The sequence below is a fragment of the Vescimonas coprocola genome, from assembly GCF_018408575.1.
GTDB classification, from domain to species: Bacteria; Bacillota; Clostridia; order Oscillospirales; family Oscillospiraceae; genus Vescimonas; species Vescimonas coprocola.
In genome coordinates, this window is record NZ_AP023418.1 from 2,144,290 (window position 1) to 2,165,559 (window position 21,270).

The 21,270-nt window shown below is 54.0% G+C and carries 21 protein-coding genes; 5 read left to right on the forward strand and 16 right to left on the reverse strand.

Features of this window, described 5'->3' with window-relative positions; all coding sequences use genetic code 11:
* Positions 1-2: 2 nt before the first annotated feature.
* The 14 genes from KJS28_RS10575 to KJS28_RS10635 form a co-directional block, all read right to left on the reverse strand.
* Positions 3-710 carry a TraX family protein gene (locus tag KJS28_RS10575; RefSeq protein ID WP_213540863.1) on the reverse strand — a complete coding sequence of 236 codons (708 nt, stop codon included), beginning with the start codon at positions 708-710 and terminating at the stop codon, positions 3-5.
* A 13-nt stretch (positions 711-723) separates the two neighbouring features.
* Positions 724-1,383: a DUF1643 domain-containing protein gene (locus tag KJS28_RS10580; protein ID WP_213540865.1), complete on the reverse strand. Its 660-nt coding sequence runs from the start codon at positions 1,381-1,383 to the stop codon at positions 724-726.
* A gap of 11 nt (positions 1,384-1,394) precedes the next feature.
* Positions 1,395-3,359: an excinuclease ABC subunit UvrB gene (uvrB, locus tag KJS28_RS10585; RefSeq protein ID WP_213540867.1), complete on the reverse strand. Its 1,965-nt coding sequence runs from the start codon at positions 3,357-3,359 to the stop codon at positions 1,395-1,397.
* A gap of 166 nt (positions 3,360-3,525) precedes the next feature.
* Positions 3,526-4,200, reverse strand: coding sequence for a RadC family protein (gene radC / locus KJS28_RS10590; protein ID WP_213540869.1), 675 nt, complete (start codon positions 4,198-4,200; stop codon positions 3,526-3,528).
* A 160-nt stretch (positions 4,201-4,360) separates the two neighbouring features.
* On the reverse strand, positions 4,361-5,536 hold the full coding sequence (locus KJS28_RS10595) for a BMP family ABC transporter substrate-binding protein (RefSeq protein ID WP_228298384.1): 1,176 nt from the start codon (positions 5,534-5,536) through the stop codon (positions 4,361-4,363).
* A gap of 158 nt (positions 5,537-5,694) precedes the next feature.
* On the reverse strand, positions 5,695-6,408 hold the full coding sequence (gene deoD, locus KJS28_RS10600) for a purine-nucleoside phosphorylase (protein ID WP_213540873.1): 714 nt from the start codon (positions 6,406-6,408) through the stop codon (positions 5,695-5,697).
* A 15-nt stretch (positions 6,409-6,423) separates the two neighbouring features.
* A complete protein-coding gene (gene deoC / locus KJS28_RS10605; RefSeq protein ID WP_213540875.1) occupies positions 6,424-7,089 on the reverse strand; it encodes a deoxyribose-phosphate aldolase in 666 nt (221 codons plus the stop codon).
* 186 nt (positions 7,090-7,275) lie between these two features.
* Positions 7,276-8,391, reverse strand: coding sequence for a redox-regulated ATPase YchF (gene ychF / locus KJS28_RS10610; RefSeq protein WP_213540881.1), 1,116 nt, complete (start codon positions 8,389-8,391; stop codon positions 7,276-7,278).
* 112 nt (positions 8,392-8,503) lie between these two features.
* Positions 8,504-9,685, reverse strand: a complete 1,182-nt coding sequence (locus tag KJS28_RS10615) for a tyrosine-type recombinase/integrase (RefSeq protein ID WP_213540883.1) — start codon at positions 9,683-9,685, stop codon at positions 8,504-8,506.
* A 129-nt stretch (positions 9,686-9,814) separates the two neighbouring features.
* Positions 9,815-10,021, reverse strand: a complete 207-nt coding sequence (locus tag KJS28_RS10620; RefSeq protein WP_213540884.1) for an excisionase — start codon at positions 10,019-10,021, stop codon at positions 9,815-9,817.
* 24 nt (positions 10,022-10,045) lie between these two features.
* On the reverse strand, positions 10,046-10,888 hold the full coding sequence (locus tag KJS28_RS10625; protein ID WP_228298385.1) for an ATP-binding protein: 843 nt from the start codon (positions 10,886-10,888) through the stop codon (positions 10,046-10,048).
* Positions 10,885-11,565, reverse strand: coding sequence for a replication initiator protein A (locus KJS28_RS10630; protein ID WP_213540885.1), 681 nt, complete (start codon positions 11,563-11,565; stop codon positions 10,885-10,887). The genes KJS28_RS10625 and KJS28_RS10630 overlap by 4 nt, the downstream gene beginning before the upstream one ends.
* A 63-nt stretch (positions 11,566-11,628) precedes the next feature.
* Entirely contained in the window at positions 11,629-11,847 is a 219-nt protein-coding gene (locus KJS28_RS12550; RefSeq protein ID WP_228298386.1) for a hypothetical protein, read from the reverse strand.
* A 20-nt stretch (positions 11,848-11,867) separates the two neighbouring features.
* Positions 11,868-12,197 (reverse strand): plasmid mobilization protein, encoded by a 330-nt coding sequence (locus tag KJS28_RS10635; protein ID WP_213540893.1) that lies wholly within the window; start codon positions 12,195-12,197, stop codon positions 11,868-11,870.
* Positions 12,198-12,629: 432 nt separating this feature from the next.
* On the opposite strand from KJS28_RS10635, the gene KJS28_RS10640 reads away from it, so the two are divergent.
* From KJS28_RS10640 to KJS28_RS10660, 5 genes are all read left to right on the forward strand, one after another.
* Entirely contained in the window at positions 12,630-12,833 is a 204-nt protein-coding gene (locus KJS28_RS10640) for a helix-turn-helix domain-containing protein (RefSeq protein WP_213540895.1), read from the forward strand.
* Between the two features lie 285 nt (positions 12,834-13,118).
* A complete protein-coding gene (locus tag KJS28_RS10645; RefSeq protein WP_213540897.1) occupies positions 13,119-14,708 on the forward strand; it encodes a site-specific DNA-methyltransferase in 1,590 nt (529 codons plus the stop codon).
* Between the two features lie 15 nt (positions 14,709-14,723).
* On the forward strand, positions 14,724-17,351 hold the full coding sequence (locus KJS28_RS10650; RefSeq protein WP_213540898.1) for a DEAD/DEAH box helicase: 2,628 nt from the start codon (positions 14,724-14,726) through the stop codon (positions 17,349-17,351).
* Positions 17,352-17,356: 5 nt separating this feature from the next.
* A complete protein-coding gene (locus KJS28_RS10655) occupies positions 17,357-18,061 on the forward strand; it encodes a TIGR02391 family protein (RefSeq protein ID WP_213540900.1) in 705 nt (234 codons plus the stop codon).
* A 9-nt stretch (positions 18,062-18,070) separates the two neighbouring features.
* Positions 18,071-19,540, forward strand: coding sequence for a toll/interleukin-1 receptor domain-containing protein (locus KJS28_RS10660; RefSeq protein ID WP_213540902.1), 1,470 nt, complete (start codon positions 18,071-18,073; stop codon positions 19,538-19,540).
* Positions 19,541-19,591: 51 nt separating this feature from the next.
* Here KJS28_RS10660 and KJS28_RS10665 read toward each other — a convergent pair whose 3' ends face one another.
* Positions 19,592-20,806 carry an ATP-binding protein gene (locus KJS28_RS10665; protein ID WP_213540903.1) on the reverse strand — a complete coding sequence of 405 codons (1,215 nt, stop codon included), beginning with the start codon at positions 20,804-20,806 and terminating at the stop codon, positions 19,592-19,594.
* Between the two features lie 230 nt (positions 20,807-21,036).
* Positions 21,037-21,219, reverse strand: coding sequence for a hypothetical protein (locus tag KJS28_RS10670; RefSeq protein ID WP_213540905.1), 183 nt, complete (start codon positions 21,217-21,219; stop codon positions 21,037-21,039).
* Between the last annotated feature and the right edge of the window lie 51 nt (positions 21,220-21,270).

Consider the following 21,270-nt stretch of genomic DNA (forward strand, 5'->3'; position numbering starts at 1 on the left):
CCTTATGTCAAATACCATATGCCGTCCACCGTCCGGGCATAGAGCCACAGGAGCAGCAGGTGAACGGGATAAAATGCGTAGCACAACCACTGGATGGGGCGGCTGCAATAGCCCCGCCGCCCGTCATAGAGCCAGATGAAGGCAAGGCTCACCAGTGCGTACAGTTCGATGCTGACGCCGCCTACGCTGGCGACACAGAACACCGCCAGTCCCGCCAGCTGGATCAGCCGGTTCCCACGGGACAGGTGAAACAACAAAATCAGGGCCATGCCCCAGCCGCCGTAGTCCGTATGGCAGACCTCCAGCAGCCAGAAGGCTCCGGCAAACGCCGCCGTGGCCGCCAGAAGGTGCAGGGCGTCCGGGGTCCTCTGCGCCCAGTCCGCCGCCCAGCACACCAGCGCCCCGGCCAGCAGCGTCCACAGGACATTCTGGTAGCCGAGGTACAGCACTTGGCCGTTGAAGGCCAGATCGAAGGGTACCTCCGTCAGCACCGCAAACAGCAGCAGCCGCAGGGCGTACCGCCGCCTGTCATGGGTGCGGATGCAGCCCTCAGCGATCTGAAAGGCGAAGATGGGAAAGGCGATGCGCCCCACGCACCGCAGCCACAGGATCCACGGGAACAGGACGTAGCCCATATGGTCCACCAGCATGGTGGCCATGGCGATGTATTTCAGGGTCATGGCGCTGAGCCCGGCACGCTTCTCCGTCATAGCGCTCCCCTCCTCATATCCGGCGGCGACGGCCACGGGCCGCAGCGGCAGCACGGGTCTCCCCCGCAGCGGCGTAGGCCGCCACGTCGAAGGGCTCCGGCACGGCGTCTGCCCGGAGGTACAGGGGATGATGGGGATGCCCCGCCGCAGAGCGCTTGCCGCAGGTGACCCACCGGGCGCCGGCGGCCTCTCCCAAGGCGATCATATCCCGCAGGCAGGGCCACAGGTAGTCCCGCTTCTCGATGATGGTCCCCCAGGCCGCCCACACCACCGGATCCGGTGTGCGGGAGAGAATGTAGGCAAAGGCCCGCATATTCTCCCGGTGCAACTCCGGGTTGCAGGTGCGCTCCATATCGTCGGGGGAGGTGGCCCGCTGGGCATAGACGTTGAACATGATGAAGGAGTCAAAGCCGCTGTTGCGGGCGATGCGTTCCACGCTTTTCAGGGTGGGATCCAGCGCACCGGGCCGGGCGGTGGAGGGGTTGATGCCCACGCAGATCAGAGGCTTTTCCCCCCGTGTACCCAGAATGTACCGGTACTCGGTGTAGGTGTTGGGGACGAACAGCCACCGGTCCACGTCGTAATCCCGGTTGGGCTGCCGGGCCAGCTCCAGTTGGCGGTCAAAGGAGATATCCCCCAGTTGGCGGATATCCACGGTGGGTATATGGGCCATAGCGCCTCCTGTTACTTCTGGCCCCGCAGCTCGATGATCTGGTCACGCAGCAGGGCGGCGTATTCGAATTCCAGCATTTTGCTGGCTTCCTTCATTTCCTTTTCCAGCCGGCGGATGGTGGCCTCCCGCTCGGCGTCCGTCAGCTTGCGGCGGGCGGTGGTCTTTTCCTCCTCCGCCGAATGGGAGATCTCCAGCACCTTCCGCACGCTCTTGCGGATGGTCTGAGGGACGATGCCGTGGGCCTTGTTGTAAGCGTCCTGCTTCTTCCGGCGACGCTCTGTCTCGGTAATGGCCGCCTTCATGGAGGGGGTGACAGTATCGGCGTACAGCACCACCAGTCCCTCTGCGTTGCGGGCGGCCCGGCCGATGGTCTGGATGAGGCTGGTCTCGCTGCGGAGGAAGCCCTCCTTATCGGCGTCCAGAATGGCCACCATGGACACCTCCGGCAGGTCCAGTCCCTCACGCAGCAGGTTGATGCCCACCAGCACGTCGAACTCCCCCAGCCGCAGGTCCCGGATCAGCTCCATCCGCTGGATGGTGGCGATGTCGGAGTGCATATACCGCACCCGCAGGCCAAGGCCCTTCATGTGGTCCGTCAGATCCTCCGCCATGCGCTTGGTGAGGGTGGTTACCAGCACCCGCTCGTCCCGTGCGGCACGGATCCGGATCTCCTCCACCAGATCGTCGATCTGGCCGGTGACGGGCCGCACCTCCACACGGGGATCCAGCAGGCCCGTGGGGCGGATCACCTGCTCCACGATCTGGTCGGCTCCCTCCCGCTCGTACTCCCCCGGCGTGGCGGAGACGAACACCGCCTGACGGAAGCGCTCCTCAAACTCCGGGAACTTCAGGGGGCGGTTATCATAGGCGCAGGGCAGGCGGAAGCCGTACTCCACCAGGCTCTCCTTCCTGGCCCGGTCGCCGTTATACATGGCCCGCACCTGAGGTAGGGTCACATGGCTCTCGTCCACAAAGAGGACAAAGTCCTCCGGGAAGTAGTCCAGCAGCGTGGTGGGCGGAGAGCCCGGCTCCCGGCCGGAGATGACCCGGCTGTAATTCTCGATGCCGGTGCAGTAGCCCAGCTCCCGCATCATCTCCACATCGTAGCGGGTGCGCTGGTCGATGCGTTGGGCCTCGATGAGCTTGCCGTGATCCTCAAAGTAGGCCTTGCGCTCCGCCAGCTCCCGCTCGATCTCCTGCACCGCCCGCTCCATCTTCTCCTTGGTGGTGACGTAGTGGCTGGCGGGGTAAATGGCCACGTGCTGCAGCACCCGCTGGGCCTGACCGGTGACGGGGTTGATCTCCGAGATGCGGTCGATCTCGTCCCCAAAGAACTCCACCCGAATGGCGTAGCCGTTGGCGTACACCGGGTAAATCTCCACCGTGTCCCCCCGGACCCGGAACATATTGCGCTCAAAGGCCACGTCGTTGCGGTCGTAGCGGATCTCCACCAGCTTCCGCAGCAGCTGCTCCCGTGGGTACTCCTTCCCCTGCCGCAGGGAGATGACCATGTTGGCGTAGTCGATGGGATCCCCCAAGCCGTAGATGCAGGACACCGACGCCACCACGATGACGTCTCGCCGCTCAAAGAGGGCTGCCGTGGCGCTGTGGCGCAGGCGCTCGATCTCGGCGTTGATGGCGGCGTCCTTCTCGATGAAGGTATCCGTGTGGGGGATGTACGCCTCCGGCTGATAGTAGTCGTAGTAGGAGACGAAGTACTCCACGGCGTTTTCCGGGAAGAACTCCCGGAACTCCTCGCACAGCTGGGCCGCCAGCGTCTTGTTGTGGGCCAGCACCAGCGTGGGGCGCTGCACCTTCTCGATGACCTTGGCCATGGTGTAGGTCTTGCCGCTGCCAGTGACGCCCAGCAGCACCTGCTGGCGCAGGCCGTTCTCCAGTCCCTCCGCCAGCTTTTCGATGGCCTGCGGCTGGTCGCCGGAGGGGGTATATTCCGAAATAACTTTGAACTGGGGCATGGAATGGGCCTCCTGCAATTTCAGTGTATATCACTTTATTTTACCACAAAAATCTCATATGTAAATATGAATTTTGAAACAAATGTTCTGATTTTGTGGAGGGAAAACATGGCAGCGCCCCGCTCCATCCGGAGCGGGGCGCTGGGGGAATTTCCTTTCGAGTGGGTCAGCCGTACAGAAGGCCGCTGGCCTCCATGGAGACGAAATCACCGTCGGCCACGATGATGTGGTCCAGCAGGCGGATATCCATGGTGGCCAGAGCGTCCCGCACCTGCAGGGTGGCGGCCCGGTCCTCCGCCGACGGCAGAGCCACACCGCTGGGGTGATTGTGGCCCAGCACCACGCCTGCGGCGCCGGACAGCAGGGCATTCTCCACCACCTGCCGGATGCTGAGGGAGGTCATATCGGCGCTGCCTTGGGACAGGCATTTGCAGGAAAGCACCTTTCCCTTGCCGTCCAGACACACCTGATACAGCAGCTCCCGGCGCTGAGCATCCAGCAGGTCCATGAAGTAGGCACCGCAGCGCTCCACGGAGTTGAGGATGCGTTCGGCAGAGACGCTGCGCCGGGCGCACCGCTGGGCCGCCGGCACCAGATTCAACAGCACGGCGGCATTCTCCCCGATGCCGGACACCTGCATCAGTGCCTCCGGCGGGGCCTGGAACACGGCGTCCAGCGTACCGAAGTGCTGGATCAGCCGGTGGGCCAGCTCGTTGGTGTCCCGGCGGGGGATGGCATAGTACAGCAGCAGCTCCAGCACCTCATGATCCGCCAGACCGTCGGCTCCCTGCTTCAGGAAGCGCTCCCGCTTGCGCTGGCGATGTCCGTCGTGCAGTCCCATGTGTGCTCCCCCCTTCCGGCTTCCTTGGAAAATTATAGCATGACGGCCGCCGGTTGACAAGCGGGATGCCGCAAATCTCCACGGGAGGCATCCGGGGCTTTGGAGCAAAAAACAGCGCCCGTGCAGAGCACGGGCGCTGTGGAGTTCGACACGCAGAGGCTTAGCCGACGATGTTCAGAGTGACATTCTCGGTGCTGGCCAGATTGTCGTAGTTGTTGTCGATGGCGATCTTGCCGTCCTTGATGTCCTGCAGCATGACCTTGTAAGAATCAACGCTCCACTTGGTCAGGGACCAAGTAGCAGTGGGCAGACCCACGGCGTTCTCATTGGCACCCAGAGAGGTCTGGACACCGCCGATGGAGGCGAACTCACCGGCATAGAACTTGCCCAGAGCCCACTGAGCAGAGTCAGCCAGGCCCTTCATGGCGGAGGTGATCACGGTGGGGGACTCACCAGACTGGTCCACGTCCACGCCGACGACCTTGCCCTCCTCAGCGCCGGCAGCAGCGGCGACAGAGGCGAACATGGAACCGCCGCAGGCGAAGATGACCTCAGTGCCAGCCTGATACCAGCCGGCGGCCATGGTCTGCAGCTCGGGGGAAGCGGAGAAGCTGGCACCATACTGCCAGGAGTAGTTGATCTCTACCTTCTCGTTCAGCTCCTTGGCAGCGGCGTCAGCGCCCTGCACGAAGCCATAGCCGTAACGGCAGCAGGCGGGGTTGTTGCCGCCGCCGCCACCGGTGAAGCCCAGCTTGGTGTAGCCTTCCTTGACAACAGCGTAACCGGCCAGATAGCCGCACTGCTCTTCCTTAAAGGCAACGCCGGCAATGTTCTTCAGAGCGGGGGAATCTTTCACATCGGCTTCCTCACCGACGGGATAACCATCAATGAAGACAAAGGACACATCGGTGAACTGCTTGGCCGCCATACGCAGAGCAGCCTCCTGCAGATAACCGGCGCAGACAACCACCTTGGCGCCGTTGTCCACGGCGGCCTTCATAGCGGCGAAGCGGTCATCATCGGTGACCTCACTGCCGTTGGCGGGCTGATAGTACTTGTAGGACAGGTTGTTGTTGGCGGCGTACAGCTTCACGCCGTCGTAAGTACCCTGGTTGAAGGACTTATCCTTCAGCTGACCCACGTCGGTGACGAAAGCCACCTCGTACTTGCCGTCGGAGGAGGTCATCTCATCCTGAACCTCATCGGGGTTGGTGATGACGGTGGGGGTGTCTTTCTTGTCATCGTCTTTCTTGCCATCGTCCGTGTTCTTGTTGCCGCAGGCAACCAGAGCCAGAGCCATGACAAGCGCAAGGATCATAGCGAGAACTCTTTTCATGATTGTTCTACCTTCCTTCATTTATTCGGGCAAAGCTTGCCCGTTCAGGTGCATTATAACAGATACGGCAGGAAAGGGCAAGCCCTATTTGCAGGGTCTGCTGCATTTTTCACCATGGCAGGGTTCGAAAAAACGGGTGCTTTGTGGGCAAAACGGCTTTATTTTGTCATTTTTACCGCTACCTCCAGGCCGATCTTCATCATGTTGGTGAAGGTAGTCTGGCGCTCGTCGGCGGTGAGCTCGGTACCCAGCACCAGATTGTCGCTGATGGAGCAGATAGCCAGCGCACGCTTGCCCAGATAGGCGGCGGTGCAGTACAGAGCAGCGGCCTCCATCTCCACGGCCATGACGCCCATCTTCTGCATCCGGGCGTTGCGGCCGGCGGCGTCATAGAAGGTATCGGAGGAGTAGAGGTTGCCCACGGGCATCTTCACGCCCAGCTCACGGGCCGACTCCACGGCGGCCATCAGCAGATCGAAGTCGGCAATGGGGGCATAGTGGACACCCAGCTCGTACTGGTCGGCGAAGCTGGAGTTGGTGCAGGCACCCTGTCCGGCCACCACACTGCCCAGCTCCAGATCGGCCCGCATGGCTCCGGCAGAGCCCACACGGATGATGTTTTCCACGCCGTACTGGGTGTACAGCTCGTGGGCGTAGATGCCGATGGAGGGCATTCCCATGCCGGAGGCCATGACGGACACCGGCACGCCCTTGTACGTACCGGTATAGCCCTGCACGCCACGGACGTTGTTCACCAGCACGGGGTTTTCCAGAAACGTCTCGGCAATGAACTTGGAGCGCAGGGGATCGCCGGGCATGAGCACGGTCTTGGCGAAGGCGCCGGGGGCGGCGTTATTATGGGGGGTAGGCATAGATGGTTCCTCCTTTTATTCCTGTTCCATGGCCTTCACGGCCTTGACAATGCGGCTGGTGCCCAGACGGTCGGCCCCAAGGGCCACGAAGTCACGGGCGTCGTTGAGGTCGGCGATGCCGCCGGCAGCCTTGATCTTCACATGGGGAGCCACATGGGCCTTGAAGAGGGCCACATCCTCACGGGTGGCGCCGCCTCCGCCGAAGCCGGTGGAGGTCTTGATGTACTCGGCGCCGGAGTCGGACACCACACGGCACATCTCGATCTTCTCGGCATCGGTGAGCATACAGGTCTCGATGATGACCTTCAGCAGCTTGCCGTGGCAGGCGGCCTTCACGGCCCGGATCTCCTCCAGCACCTGATCGTACAGGCCGTCCTTCACCCAGCCGATGTTGATGACCATATCCACCTCGGAAGCGCCGTTGTTCACGGCGTCCTCCGCCTCGAAGCACTTGGCGGCGGTGGTGTCATAGCCGTTGGGGAAGCCGATGACGGTGCAGATGGCAACCTTGCCGTCCACGTACTCCGCCGCCTGCTTCACATAGGAGGCGGGGATGCACACGCTGGCGCAGCCGTACTTGACGCCGTCGTCGCAAATGGCCTTGATCTCGTTCCAAGTGGCGCTCTGGGCCAGCAGGGTGTGGTCTACCCTGGCCAGAATAGACTGGATCTCTTGGTTCATAACAGTTGTCTCCTTTCATAAAAAAGGCACGCTCTATCCGCACAGGGAGGATGTTCTCCCTTTGTTTTGTGCGTAGATAGTCCATAGATATGCATTATCATATCAGAAAAACCGTCCTTTGTAAACGGCGGAATTGGCCGGGGATGAAAAAGGGACACGGCAAACCGTGTCCCTTGCAGGTCATGCTTATACGTTGAAGCGGAAGTAGATCATGTCGCCGTCCTTGACCACATAATCCTTGCCCTCGGACCGCAGCAGCCCCTTCTCCTTGGCGGCGGCCACGCTGCCGCCGCAGGCCATCATCTCGTCGAAGTTGATGGTCTCCGCCCGGATGAAGCCCCGCTCGATATCGGAGTGGATCTTGCCCGCCGCCTGCGGGGCCTTGGTACCCTTGCGGATGGTCCACGCCCGGCACTCGTCCTTGCCGTAGGTCAGGAAGGAGATCAGGCCCAGCAGATCATAGCTGCACTGGATCAGGCGATCCAGACCGGACTTTTCGATGCCCAGATCCTCCAGGAACATGGCCCGCTCCTCCGGATCGTCCAGCTCGGCGATGTCCTGCTCCAGCTTGGCGCAGATGGGCAGCACCTGTGCGCCCTCCTTCTGTGCCAGATCACGCACCAGCCGGAAGTAGCGGTTGTTCTCATAATCGGCAAAGCCCGCCTCGTCCATGTTGGCGGCGTAGATGATGGGCTTCAGGCTCAGCAGGTCGCAGGTCTCCACCAGCGCCCGGTCGTCATCGCCGCAGGAGAAGGTGCGGGCGGACTTCCCGGCGTCCAGATGCTCCGCCAGTGCCTTGAACACCTCCGCCTCGTGGAGGAACTTCTTGTCGCCCTTGGCGGCCTTGGCGGCCTTCTCCACCCGGCGGTTCACCATCTCCAGATCCGCCAGGATCAGCTCCATGTCGATGGTCTCGATGTCCCCCAGCGGGTCCACCGGTACGTTGGTACCGGCATCGGCTACCACGTGCATGATATTCTCGTCATCGAAGCAGCGCACCACATGGACGATGGCGTCGGTACGGCGGATGTTCTCCAAAAACTTGTTGCCGAGGCCCGCTCCCTGACTGGCTCCCTTCACCAGACCGGCGATGTCCACAAATTCGATGACGGCGGGGGTCTTTTTATCGGGCTGGTACATCTCCGCCAGCTTGTCCAGCCGCTCATCCGGCACGGCCACCACGCCCACATTGGGCTCGATGGTGCAGAAGGGGTAGTTGGCGCTCTCGGCACCGGCGTTGGTGATGGCGTTGAACAGAGTGGACTTTCCCACATTGGGCAGCCCCACGATTCCTAATTTCATTTGTACTCATTCTCCTTCAATTTTCCTTGATTTTCAAGGGGTTTCAGCGTTTGGCGTCTTGGCTGTTACACCATTTTTACACCATTTCCGCATTTGGCTTTATTGGATTTTATCAGACTACACCATTTTGCTGAAATTGCTTGATGGCATAATCCAGCGATTCGGCAGTCACATGAACATACCGATCCATTGTTGTTTTGATGCTGGCATGACCCAGCAACTTTTGCAGCACCTTCGGCTGCATACCGCTTTCAATCGCTCTCGTGGCATAAGTATGGCGTAAAGCGTGCATACAAAAGTGTTTGATCCCTGCTTCGTCGCAGAGCTTATATAAGTGGGTATCATAGGAACTGTTCTTCGCTGGCTCTCCTGTTCGCCAGTTGATAAAGACAAGATCGCGCATGACAAGCCGAGAAGAAACGCCTGTACGTCTGTCTATGTACTCAAGCGTTTTGTCCAGCGTCGGTGACTCCTTTTGCTCCGGGCGGCTGTTCCAAATACCTTTGAGGATTTCATAAGCCCGATCCGTCAACGGTATTGTGCGGTAGCTGTGCTGTGTTTTCGGAGGACCCGCACGCCAATACTGTTCACCGTGTCGAAACTCCAATGTTTTGTTGACCGTGAGCGTGCGCTTTTCAAAGTCAATCGCGTCCCACGTCAGTCCGATCATCTCTCCGGTACGCAAGCCGGTTTCAAGAATCAGTGCGTACTGATTGTAGTTGCGGGAGCGTTTCGCTGTTTCAAGAAACACGCGCTGCTCGTCACGGGTGAGGAACTTAATATCGTCTGTCGCACGAACCGGCTTTGTAAACCGCACACCGTCCATTGGGTGCTTGGCAATCAGGTCATTCATCTTCGCAGCCTTGAACATCGTACCCATTGTGATATAGGCTTGACGGATGGTGGAACCCGCATAGTCAGCATCCATCTGTATGAACACCTTTTTGCAGTGCATCGGCTTGACGTTGGCAATCATCATTTTGCCCATAACAGGCTGAATATTGTGAACATACCGCTCCCGATAGTTGCGAAGCGTATTGGGGGCTAAATCACCCACAATGTTCTCAATCCAAAAATCAAACCATTGATCCACCGTCGTATCGGTGGCTACGAAAACATCCTCGTGCGCATCGGCGTATTTTGATTCTTCAATCCAGTTGCGAGCTTCGGGGAGCGTCGGAAGATACTTCTCATGCCGCTTTCCTGTTTTATCTACGAACCGTGCGTAATATAAACCGTCCTTTCTCTGGCAGATACCCTTACCACATTCTTTGCCTTTCAGATTCTTACCCATAGATTGTATCCTTTCCGCGCTTGCGAAAAAGGACGCACTACTACACATAAATTATAGCATATAACGTCCTTTTTCTCAAGCCGTTGCGTGAAAAAACTCTCCTCTTATTTACAAATCTTCCGAAGCCACTTATATCACCAGTTTTTCACTGATGAACTGTTCAAACTCCTTTCGCTTGACCAGCTTCTTTGTGCCGACGAAAAGCACGAACGGGCAGTTGGGCGTTCTCAGCATACTGTCAATCTTGTTGATACCGATATTGCTGTATTCTGCTGCCTCTCTGGCGGTCAGCGTCATTTTCAGATGGATCGGAACGGTGCCGATGCAATTCTCCATGTAAAAGCTCCTTTCTTGGGTTTATCAGCCGAGCAGACGAGCCGCCGTTTTCAGATTGTCGGCAGCGGTGCTTTTGCGGAAGCTGTCTCCATCGAACATGATCGGGACGCAGACCTCCAAGATGCGGTCATAAATTCGGCGGTCATCCAGATCGACAGCTTGCTTCATAACGGAAAGCGGGATATTCGTGGTGACGATCATGGGCTTGCCGGTCAGCAGCCGTTTGTCAACCACATCGAACACTCGCTCCTTACCGAAGCTGGTGTTACGTTCTGCCCCCAAATCATCCAGAATGAGGAGGTCGGGGCGCATAAGCGATTTCATGTAATGGTCGCGGTCCGAACCGAAGTTACCCTGCATACGGTTGACTACATCAGACATTCCCACAAAGAGGACGGACTCCAGACGGTCAATCAGAGCGTTGGCAATGCATCCAGCGGCATAGGATTTTCCTGTGCCAACGTTCCCGAACAGGAGAAGCCCGATCCCCGCTTTTTTGAACTCGTCCCAGTTCTGCGCGTAACCCCTCGCCTTTTCAAGCTGGGGTGTCGTAACTGCGGCTGCCTCAAACCGCCAGCCAGCGGCGGGCATATCACGGAACGCTTCGCTGCGGAGCATTGTCATATAGGACATTCGCTCGTATTCCCGGCGCTCCGCTTCTTCCTGTTCTCGGCGTTCGGCAGCGCACTTGCACATAACCGGGTGCTTGGTAAAGCCCTGTGCCTGAAGTTCTGCGGGATAAAAGGCTTCTTTCGGCGTGTGGCCCTTGCCGCAGTATTTCAGCCCATCAGCGGAATTGATGTAATCGTCAGGTGCGGCATTAGCCGCTTCAACGGCATCAACCATTTTCGTAAAAATCGGATTCATAGACATTCTCCCTCGTTATCATCGTAGGTATAGTTTTTCGCACTCCTGCCCTTGCTGTCCTCGTCCAGCCACTTCTTGATGGTGGCATAGTGATTGGCATAGTGCCTGTCATTGGAAGCCATGTACCGGGACAGCCGCTCAATGTATTCGGCAGCTTTGCCGGGATAAGCCGCTTCCAGCCAGGTACATTCCTCGCCTGACAGGAAAACATTTTGAAACTCTCCATATCGGCGGCGCGTACTCTCTACTTTTTCAGTCTTACTATGTTCTTTATATTCTGTATCAGTATTACTTGTAGGCAATTTTTGTCCCATGCAAGGGGAAGAATCCTGCACATCCATTGGGCAGATATTGCCCTCTGGACGGGAAGAAACCTGCACCCTGTCCGGGATTTGCAGAAAGATGCGGTTTGCCTGATTCCAGCCCTGACGGATGCGGGTAATCAATCCGGCATTTTCCAGCTCCCGCAGGGCGGTCTTGACCGTCCGCTCACTCCGGTCAAGATCGTTTGCCATCTGCTTGATCGTATAGATCACATACACATTCCCATCCTCGGACACCCAACCGCTTTTCTGGGAAAGCATGGTGCGGTTGAGCAGAAGCCCATATAGCAGCTTGGCGTTGATGGAGTATTCGCCCGCCAGCATGAAGCGCGGCAAGGGAATGAATGGCGGCAATGCAGTATTCAGTTTGAAATAGATTTTTCATCACATCCTCTCTGGTCTGGTGTGATACGGCTGCTATGGCGGTTTTCTGTCAGGTCCACGAGGGGAGTACGCAGATGTGCCACCCTTTTTTGCCCTCTTTGACCGATAATGTGGGCAAATAACGACAACCGCCCGGAAACTCTGCTTGCAGTCATGGACGCAGCGGCGGCAGAGGGTGTTGTACGCCTTGCGTCCCCGGTCATTCAGGAAGAACGACCATTCCAGCTTTTTTGATTTGCTCATGCGCGGCATATCTGTACTCCTTTCCCGAATCACAATTCGTTTCTCTGCTGTGCTTTCAGCATCTCCCATACGTCAGCCATCCGTTCTTTCAGTTCGGCAACATCGGCATCGTAGAAATGCCCGGTACTGTTGATGCGGTGGCAGACGTGGTTGATGTTTGTGGCAATCCTGCTGACAGCGGCAGCCAGCTTCTTCTGCTCGGTGTAATCGACCTTGATGATGTACCCGTTGATCAGCATTTTCCGGGCATACGCGCCGAAGTTGCGGGTGCCGAGTTGGTTCATCTTGTGGCGAATCAGACTCAATTCCTGCTCATTCAGGCAGATTTCTTTGCGGATGGGTCGTGTACGGTCTGGCATATCAAAGAACTCCTTTCACTTTACAACGGACACCTTTTTGCCGTTTGTTGAGTATGGCGGCAAAAAATTTTTTCCTTTCACTTTACAACGGACATTTTTAAGTCAAAACGCAGGTATCGAAATGAGAAATTTTCAAAAAATATGCGCCCCTGCTTTTGCAAAAGCGGGAGCGCGTTGTATCTGCGGATATGAGATTTGAGAGAGTAGCAAGCACATCCGGTGTCCGTACACACCGAAAAAATGAGCGGTTCAGCTTTGCAGCCGATACGCCCATTTTGATTTTTGGGGAAGCCCCACACCCCTTTCATGTCTGAATTGAAAATACTTCCTGAACTTTTCAGGAAGCCATTGCTTTTATTCGCTTTGACGATTATAATTATACTGTGATTTTGTAAGCAGACGCAGGAATGAACTGCAACAGGAGTACTGCCCATGAAGTATTTATCTATCACGCAAACCGCCGAACGCTGGGGTATCTCCACCCGCCGTATTCAGATTTTGTGCAGCGAGGGGCGCGTCCCCGGTGCTATCCGCATTGGCTCGGTCTGGGGGATTCCAGAGGACGCAGAGAAGCCAGCGGACGCGAGAATCAAGAACGGCAAGTATATCAAGAAGCCCGTCGAAAATGAAAAATGAGCCGCAGATTATATCAGCGACTCTAACTCGAAATAATGGGGTCTATTCCATCTCGCGGGTGCGAATGGGCGCACTGACCCCTTGTCACGAATCTACCCAAATTGTCGATTCGACAAACGATGACAGCGTTGGACAAGGATTTAGTCCTTCCAAGACAGGATAGGTCTTTCACCACAATAACCGCTATACAGACATAGCCAGAAGTGACCCTCATTACTGCTGAGGGTCAGGGAAGAAATACCCTCATTTGAAATGAGGATAACACGATTACGGAGGAAATCAGCCATGCCGACACTTGAATGGATTGGAAAAAGCAAGGTGATCAATCACCATCAGGACGTGCCGTTTCGGGTGTTGGAGCGCAAGTATAGCTTTGATGAAAACGGACAGCACGATGAGGATAACGGCAGCGAAAACATGATTATCCGGGGCGATAATCTGGAAGCCCTGAAAGCGCTGCTGCCCCGGTACGAGGGGCGCGTCAAGTGCATCTATATCGATCCGCCCTACAACACCGGCAACGAGGGCTGGGTCTATAACGATAACGTCAACGACCCGAAGATCAAAAAGTGGCTGGGCGAGGTTGTCGGCAAAGAGGGCGAGGACCTGACCCGCCATGACAAGTGGCTGTGCATGATGTACCCGCGGTTGAAGCTGCTGCAAAAGCTGTTAGCGGATGATGGGGCAATCTTTATCAGTATTGATGACGCAGAATTCTTCAATCTCCGTTCTATTTGCAATGAAGTATTCGGTGAGCAAAACTTTATAGCCACTGTAATATGGCGTAAAAACTATGCGCCTAAAAGTACAGCGAAACACTTTTCAGAGGATCATGACTATATTCTGGTATTTGGAAAAAATGCAGATATGTGGACACCTCATAAAATGCCAAGAACTGAAAAGCAGAATAAGGCATATAAAAACCCGGATAATGATCCTCGTGGTTTATGGCGTCCCAACAATTTAGCTGCAAGAAATTATTATAGTAAAGGTACATACTCCATCACATGCCCAAGTGGACGTGTAATTAATGGGCCACCATCTGGCTCGTATTGGCGCGTTTCAGAAGAGAAGTTCCACGAACTGGATAAAGATGGCCGAATTTGGTGGGGGAAAGACGGAAATAACGTTCCTGCTCCCAAAATCTTTCTCACAGAAGTTTCTGATGGTATCGTTCCGCAGACCTTATGGTCATATGAAGAAGTTGGCCATACTCAGGATGCAAAAAAGGAGATTAAGTCTATTTTTAGTGGGGAAATGCCATTTGACACCCCAAAACCTTATCACTTAATAGAACGTATCTTACAGATTGCTTCTGATTCCAATTCTATTATCCTTGATTCTTTTGCCGGTTCCGGCACTACCGCCCATGCTGTCCTGAACATGAACAAGGCGGACGGCGGACACCGCAAGTTCATTCTTGTCGAGATGATGGACTACGCCGACAGCATCACCGCCGAGCGCGTCAAGCGCGTGATCCGTGGCTACGGCGAGGGCAAGAACGCCGTGGAGGGTACGGGTGGCAGTTTCAGCTTCTATGATCTTGGTGAACCGCTGCTTGTGGGTGATTGCCTGAATGAAGCCGTTGCCCCGGAGAAAATCCGCGAATACATCTGGTTCATGGAAACCAAGCAGCCCTACGCCCCGCCCAGCGGCGGCAATCCGTATTACCTCGGCAAGCACAACAGCACGGGCTATTACTTCTACTACGAGCCGCAGCGCGTGACGGTGCTGGACTATGCGTTCCTCTCCACCATTATGGAAAAAGCCGATGGAACGGTGATCTATGCCGACCGCTGCTCCATCAGCGAGGACAAGCTGGCAAAAATGGGCGTTACATTCAAGAAGATTCCGAGAGACATTAGCAGACTGTAAGGGGGTGTTCGCTGTATGGAACTGAAAACATATCAGAAAAAGGTCATAGCGGACTTGACCCGCTATCTGGAACTGCTGAACGAAACAAAGAATGACGCAGCGGCGTTTCGCCTGTTCTGGCAGGAGAAATCAGCCCCGGCTTTAGGGCTATACCAAAACGTGATACCCGGCGTCCCGAACCTTTGCTTCAAGGTGCCGACGGGCGGCGGCAAGACCTTTATTGCCTGCAACGCCGTTCGCCCTATCTTTGACGCACTCCCCGCTACCAAGACAAAGGCGGTCGTGTGGCTTGTTCCGTCGGATGCGATTCTGACGCAGACAGCAAAAGCTCTGAAAGACACATCCCATCCCTACCGTCAGAAAATCGACGTGGATTTCGGTGGGCGTGTGGAGGTTTACACCAAGCAGGAGCTTTTGAACGGTCAAAACTTCAACCCCACCGCCGTAACGGAGCAGTTGTCGGTTATGGTGCTGTCCTACGATTCGTTCCGTGGTCGCGGCAAGGAGGTCTTGAAAGCCTATCAGGAGAACAGCAACCTTGCCGAGTTTGCAAAAGTGCTGGGCAAACCCGACAGCCCCATTGAAAAAGCGGACGAAACCGCCCTGTTCCAGATTATCAACCAGCTTAACCCGCTTGTCATCGTGGACGAGAGCCACCATGCCCGGTCGGAATTGAGCCTTGAAATGCTGGAAAACTTCAATCCCTGCTTTGTGCTGGATTTGACCGCCACACCGAAAAAGGAGAGCAATATTATCTCCTATGTGGACGCGGTGCAGCTGAAAAACGAACACATGGTAAAGCTGCCCGTGATCGTCTATAACCGGGACAGCCAATCTGAGGTGCTGATTGATGCAATCGACCTGCGGAACAAACTGGAAGAAATCGCAAATGCAGAGTACGCCAAAACAGGTAAATATATCCGTCCTATCGCGCTGTTTCAGGCACAGCCGAAGGGCAAAGAGGACGCGACCACCTTTGAAAAACTGCGGGACAAGCTGGTGGACGCCGGGATTCCCGCCGAGCAAATTGCCATTCGAACCGCCGATGTGAACGAACTGAAAAACACCGATTTGATGTCCCCAAGCTGCCCGATTCGGTATATCATCACGGTCAATGCGCTGAAAGAGGGCTGGGATTGCCCCTTTGCCTATATCCTTGCGTCCCTTGCCAATAAGACAAGTCAGGTTGACGTGGAGCAGATTTTGGGCCGGATTCTCCGTCTTCCACATACGAGCCAACACACGCAGAGTGCGCTCAATATGTCCTATGTGCTGACTTCTTCCAACGACTTCAACAATACTGTGGCGCATATCGTCAAGGGCTTGAACAGCGCAGGATTCAGCGATAAGGACTATCGGATCGGTGAGTCCGCAAAACCGCAGATTCCCGAACAGGCAGCAGAGCAAATCACGCTGCCTGACCCGCAAGGAACTTCCAAACCGGAAAGCGCCGAGGACGATTTTTCGGGGCTGGATGGGAAATTGATCGGGGCAGAGTTGGAGCGGCGCAGAGAACAAGTGCAAACGCCTGAAATCGCCCCGAAAGCCGACACCATGCTGGATGCTGCCGCAGAGGTCGAAAAGGCGTACACAGACGCAATTCAGCAGACCGGCAATGATCCGGTGATGGACAATCTTCCGTGGGAGGTGCGGGATAAAGTGAAATCGTTTGGGGTAAACCCGCAGTTCCGGGAAGATATTGAAACGCTGCAAATCCCGCAGTTTTTCCTGAAAGTTGAGCAATCTTTGTTTACGGACGGTTCTTTTGAACTGCTGGACAAGGAAATGCTGGCAGAGGGCTTTACCCTCAAGGGCAAGGCATACGACGTTGATTTTGCCGCCGCAGACGATGAAATCCGCGAAATCGACGTGCGGGAGCAGGACGGCGGTTTGCCGAAGGTGTTCAAGATGGAGAGTGCCGAGCAGCGGTACTTCAAGGAGTGGTTCAACAATCTGCCACCGGAAAGCCGGGTGCGTCAATGCAAGGAAATGATGTTCAATCAGCTTAACAAGCTGAATATGGTGGACGCTGCCGAGCTGCGTGCCTACATAAACCGTATCGTGGACGATATGGACAAGGCGCAGCTTGCCGCCATGGAGAAAGCCCCGCTGGGCTATGCGGCGAAGATCCGTGACAAGATTGAAACGTTGCTGGAAGTCCACTATCGGGAAACTTTTGAAAAGTGGCTGGAAACGGAGCGCATCGTCTGCAAGCCCTATTTCCGTCTGCGCCCCTCTATCCATCCTGCCACATATACCGACATATATGCCCGTTCGCTGTACACGGCGGAGAACGGCGATATGAACAAGCTGGAAGAAAAGCTGATTGTGGAGTTGACCGCCCTGCCGAATGTCCGCTGGTGGCACAGGAATATTGCAAAGCAGGATTTTGCAATCAATGGCTTTATCAAGCATTATCCCGATATTCTGATTATGACCCAAAGCGGCAAGCTCATCTGCGCGGAAACCAAGGGCGAACATCTGAAAAATGATGGTAGCCGGGAGAGGATTGCTCTCGGTCAAGCGTGGCGTACAGCAGCGGGCAAGGATTATCGCTATTATATGGTGTTTGAGAATGACGAAAACCTCTTGCCGGGTGCAATGAGCATGAGTCAGTTTATCGACACGGTAAAGGCGCTGTAAGGGAGGTGCGTGTTTTGAAACTGCCGTATGAAAACGAACTGTATGAGCTGCGAAAATGGATAGACAATACAAATACGCCCTTAAATATGCAGTTTCTCCATACGCCTCAGAAAATTCAGCGCATTCACCAGTGGATCGGCGTAATAGCAAAAGAAACACAAACGGAGTATCCTTTCTACGCTGCTATGCTGCCTGGTATTGCAAACATTCTTTTTCAAGGAAACGGTATGAGCCCCGCACTTGTGAATCCTGTTGCCTTTGGTGAGCTGATGGTAATTATTTGCCATATCGGAGCAGAACCTTCCATTGCCCGGTTCTGGTCTGCAATTCATCCGCGGATTGTGAATGTCTCCCATGAGTTATATGTAGATGGTCACTACTCAACCGCAGCAGAAAAGGCGGTCAAAGAAGTAGAATCTCGTCTGCGTGAAAAGTTTTTGGAGTTAAAAACCGGCGCAGCAGTTCCCGCGAAGATTGGTGATGTGATTGGCGCACTTATGAGCGAGAACGGCGCTTTCAAATTCTGTGACACAACTACCACCAGCGGCAGGGACTACCGACGCGGAATCCAATCTCTGTTTGAAGGAATCGTGGCAGCCTATCGCAATCCTGCGGCTCATGCCAATCTTCAATATGAAAAACGTGAGGCTATGGAGCAGATTATGCTGGCAAGTCAGTTGATGTATGTGTTGGACAAACCACAATTATGAGGAGAATCTATGGATTTTAGAAAACTTCCATCTAATTCTGAAGGGTTACTGTTAAAGCTGGTCTGTTCAGAAAACCCTACGCAGGTATTGCGGGAACAATACAACGGGCTTTCTATGCAACAAGAGCAAGAACTTGACGGTATCATAAGAGAGCTAAAAGGACTCGGCTATATTGATGTTAAATGGGCTGATAATGAGCCATACTTTGTCATTCTAAATAATTCTGCAAGAACATATAGTGAACGATTGGCTGAGTATAACGCGCATAACCCCATCAATGCAACACAAGGGAAAAAGGTGAGAAATACAATTTTCATAAGCCACCGATCAACTGATAAAGGTATTGCGGATATGCTTGTTGACTTTTTTGCAGGAACCGGAATTTCTAAGGAAACGGTTTTCTGCTCTTCTCTGCCGGGCAACGACATAAATGAACGCATTTCTGATGAAGTCAGATCTGCGCTGAAAAGCAGCGCAGTTAGCATTGCGATTCTTTCGCATGATTACTATCAGAGTGCCTATTGCCTGAATGAAGCGGGGGTGCTCTGGTATGAGGACGTTCCTGTAATTCCAGTTGCCTTGCCGGAAATTAATTCGGGCAACATGTACGGATTCCTAAATAACGAATATAAGTTAAGACGGTTGGATTCCGATACAGATATTTCATACATTTATGATACTGTGAGCGAAGCGGTATCGGCTCCGCACACAAAAGCGAGTCTTATCACGTACGAGAATAATAAACTTAGAACAAGGTATGCAGAATATTTGAAAGCGAGAGAATTGCCCCCGGGTGGTTCTGATAATTCCATCGCAGATACTATTGCAGAAATAACCACTGACGATGAACGAATCGTGCTATACTACATACTTCATGAAAATGTTCGAAAAGTCTCTAAATCTACTATTTCAAGCTGGTTAAACAAATGCGAAATCCGTGGCGTAAATGTCGATAACGCGTTTGATCTGCTGTCATCTTTTGATAACGGGGCTTTGAATAACGATACTCTGGAATTTGGCATCGACACTTTTCGCAAATACTCTGCAAACGCAGCACAGATACTTCCACCACTTAAAAAATGCGTAGATCAGCATATTGAATTAGCCGTCAACATATTCAAAAAAATCTGGTCAGATGACACGCTTGACATTAATATACGGCTGTTTATTGCTTATATCGTGGAAGAGAGAATGCGCGCGTTTGGTGACCGTTGGATGGCAGAAGGAGAAATCGAAAATATAAGGCAGTGGGAGAGCAAAAACACACTTGATTCCACACTTTCAAACAACTATGGAAGTTGCCTTGAATTTTTTGTTCAAAATGAGCTTGTATATGCAAGCAGTTGGACAAGCTATGGAAATCCGCGAGAGTATACTTTATTCCCTTCTCTACAGGAACTCCTTTTTAATTGTCCCCATAAGATTATGGAGGAATTGCAAAAAGTCAAAGATGCCTATCATTTGGATTTGCCATTTTGAGTTTTAAGAAGTCCAGCATCACGTCAAACGGCGCGATGCTGGGCTTCTTACTTAATTCCATTCCTCAGCTAAGAGAAAATCGCGGATATTTCGGTGTTTGATCCCATTTCGGCTCATATCGAACTCATCGAGAGAAACAACGTACTTTGGGAAGTTATCACGGATGCTATCATACGCGCCAAACTCGCGGTTAACCGTTTCATCGGAGGCGAGCAGATAGCACACCTGAACATACAGCTTTTCGCCGCGCTTGTCGCATACAAAATCAATTTCCTTATCTCCCGTTCTGCCGACAGTCACTTCGTAACCCCGGCGTAGCAATTCCAGATACACGATATTCTCCAAAATGAGATTGATGTCCCGCATATTGCCGCCGAAAACAGCCTCGCGGATGCCGTGATCGGCAATATAGTACTTCTCATTGGAGGCAAGGATCTGTTTGCCCTGCAAGTCCTCCCGCTTCACCTGATAGAACAGGTACGCCTCGCAGCAGTATTTGATATAGTTCAGAATTGTTTCCGGGGCGACGGTGCGCTGCTCGTTTTTCAGGAACTTTGCAAGAGAGGTCGCCGAGAAGGTCGTTCCCACATTGGCGATCACATAGGCAATGATCCGTTCCAGCAAATCTACATCCCGGATTTTATTCCGCTTCACGATGTCCTTGAGCTGGACAGAGTTGAACAGATCGTGAAGATATTGCTTGGACGGCGAATCCGCATATCGGAGATTTGCGAGATAGGGCATCCCTCCGGCGAGCAAATACTTTTGGAAACACTGCTGGATGGAGGTATCGGGCGCAATTGAGCGATATAGCTCCATGAACTCTGCGAAGGAGAACGGATAGATCACAAACTCCACATACCGTCCGCCCAAATAGGTCGCAAGCTCACCGGACAGCAGCTTTGCATTGGAGCCGGTGATATAGATGTCGCAATCCAGCGAGACGCGGAGAGAGTTGATGCACTTCTCCCAGCCCTTGACCTCCTGAATCTCATCGAAAAAGAGGTAGATCTTGCCGCCGATCTCCTTGGCGCGTTTGGTGATCTCGTCGTGCAGCGCCTGCGCGGTTTGCAGGTGGGAATAGCTCATATCTTCAAAATTGATGGAGATAAACTGCGTCGGGCTGACGCCGGACTCCGCAAGCTCCTGCTGGATCAGCTCCAACATGACCGACTTTCCGCAGCGGCGGATACCGGTCATGACCTTGACCAGCTCCGTTCCGATGAACGGACGGATACGGCTCATATACAGTTCGCGTTTAATCATAAAACTTCACCCTCCTTCCGTGGCTGACCACAGTATATCACATTTACGATTGAAACTCAATGGAGAAATTGCAAAAATATAAGTTATAACTGACAAAATACAAAATTCGACAAATGATTTTAGATAAGGCTTTGCTATTCAAGCAAAGCCCTGCAAAGGTAAGATTCCACCCTTTATTGGCACACGAAATGCCGTTATCACAAGGCGGAGTGGCAAGATGGGCAGGAAATTCAAGCGACGTACTGGCGATATTTTTCTCCATATTCGCCCCGAAATGCAGCAGAAAATGAAACAACCATCGGCATATCCGTTGGACGGTCATGCCGATGGCTGTGTGTTTCATCAGAGCTTTCATTCGATTTTTGAGGGCGGTAGTAGTGTGTCATTTTCGCGCCTGCAATCCGATTTTCCATACACCATTTTTACACCATTTCGGCGTGGAGTAGTATGGAATTGCATGAAGT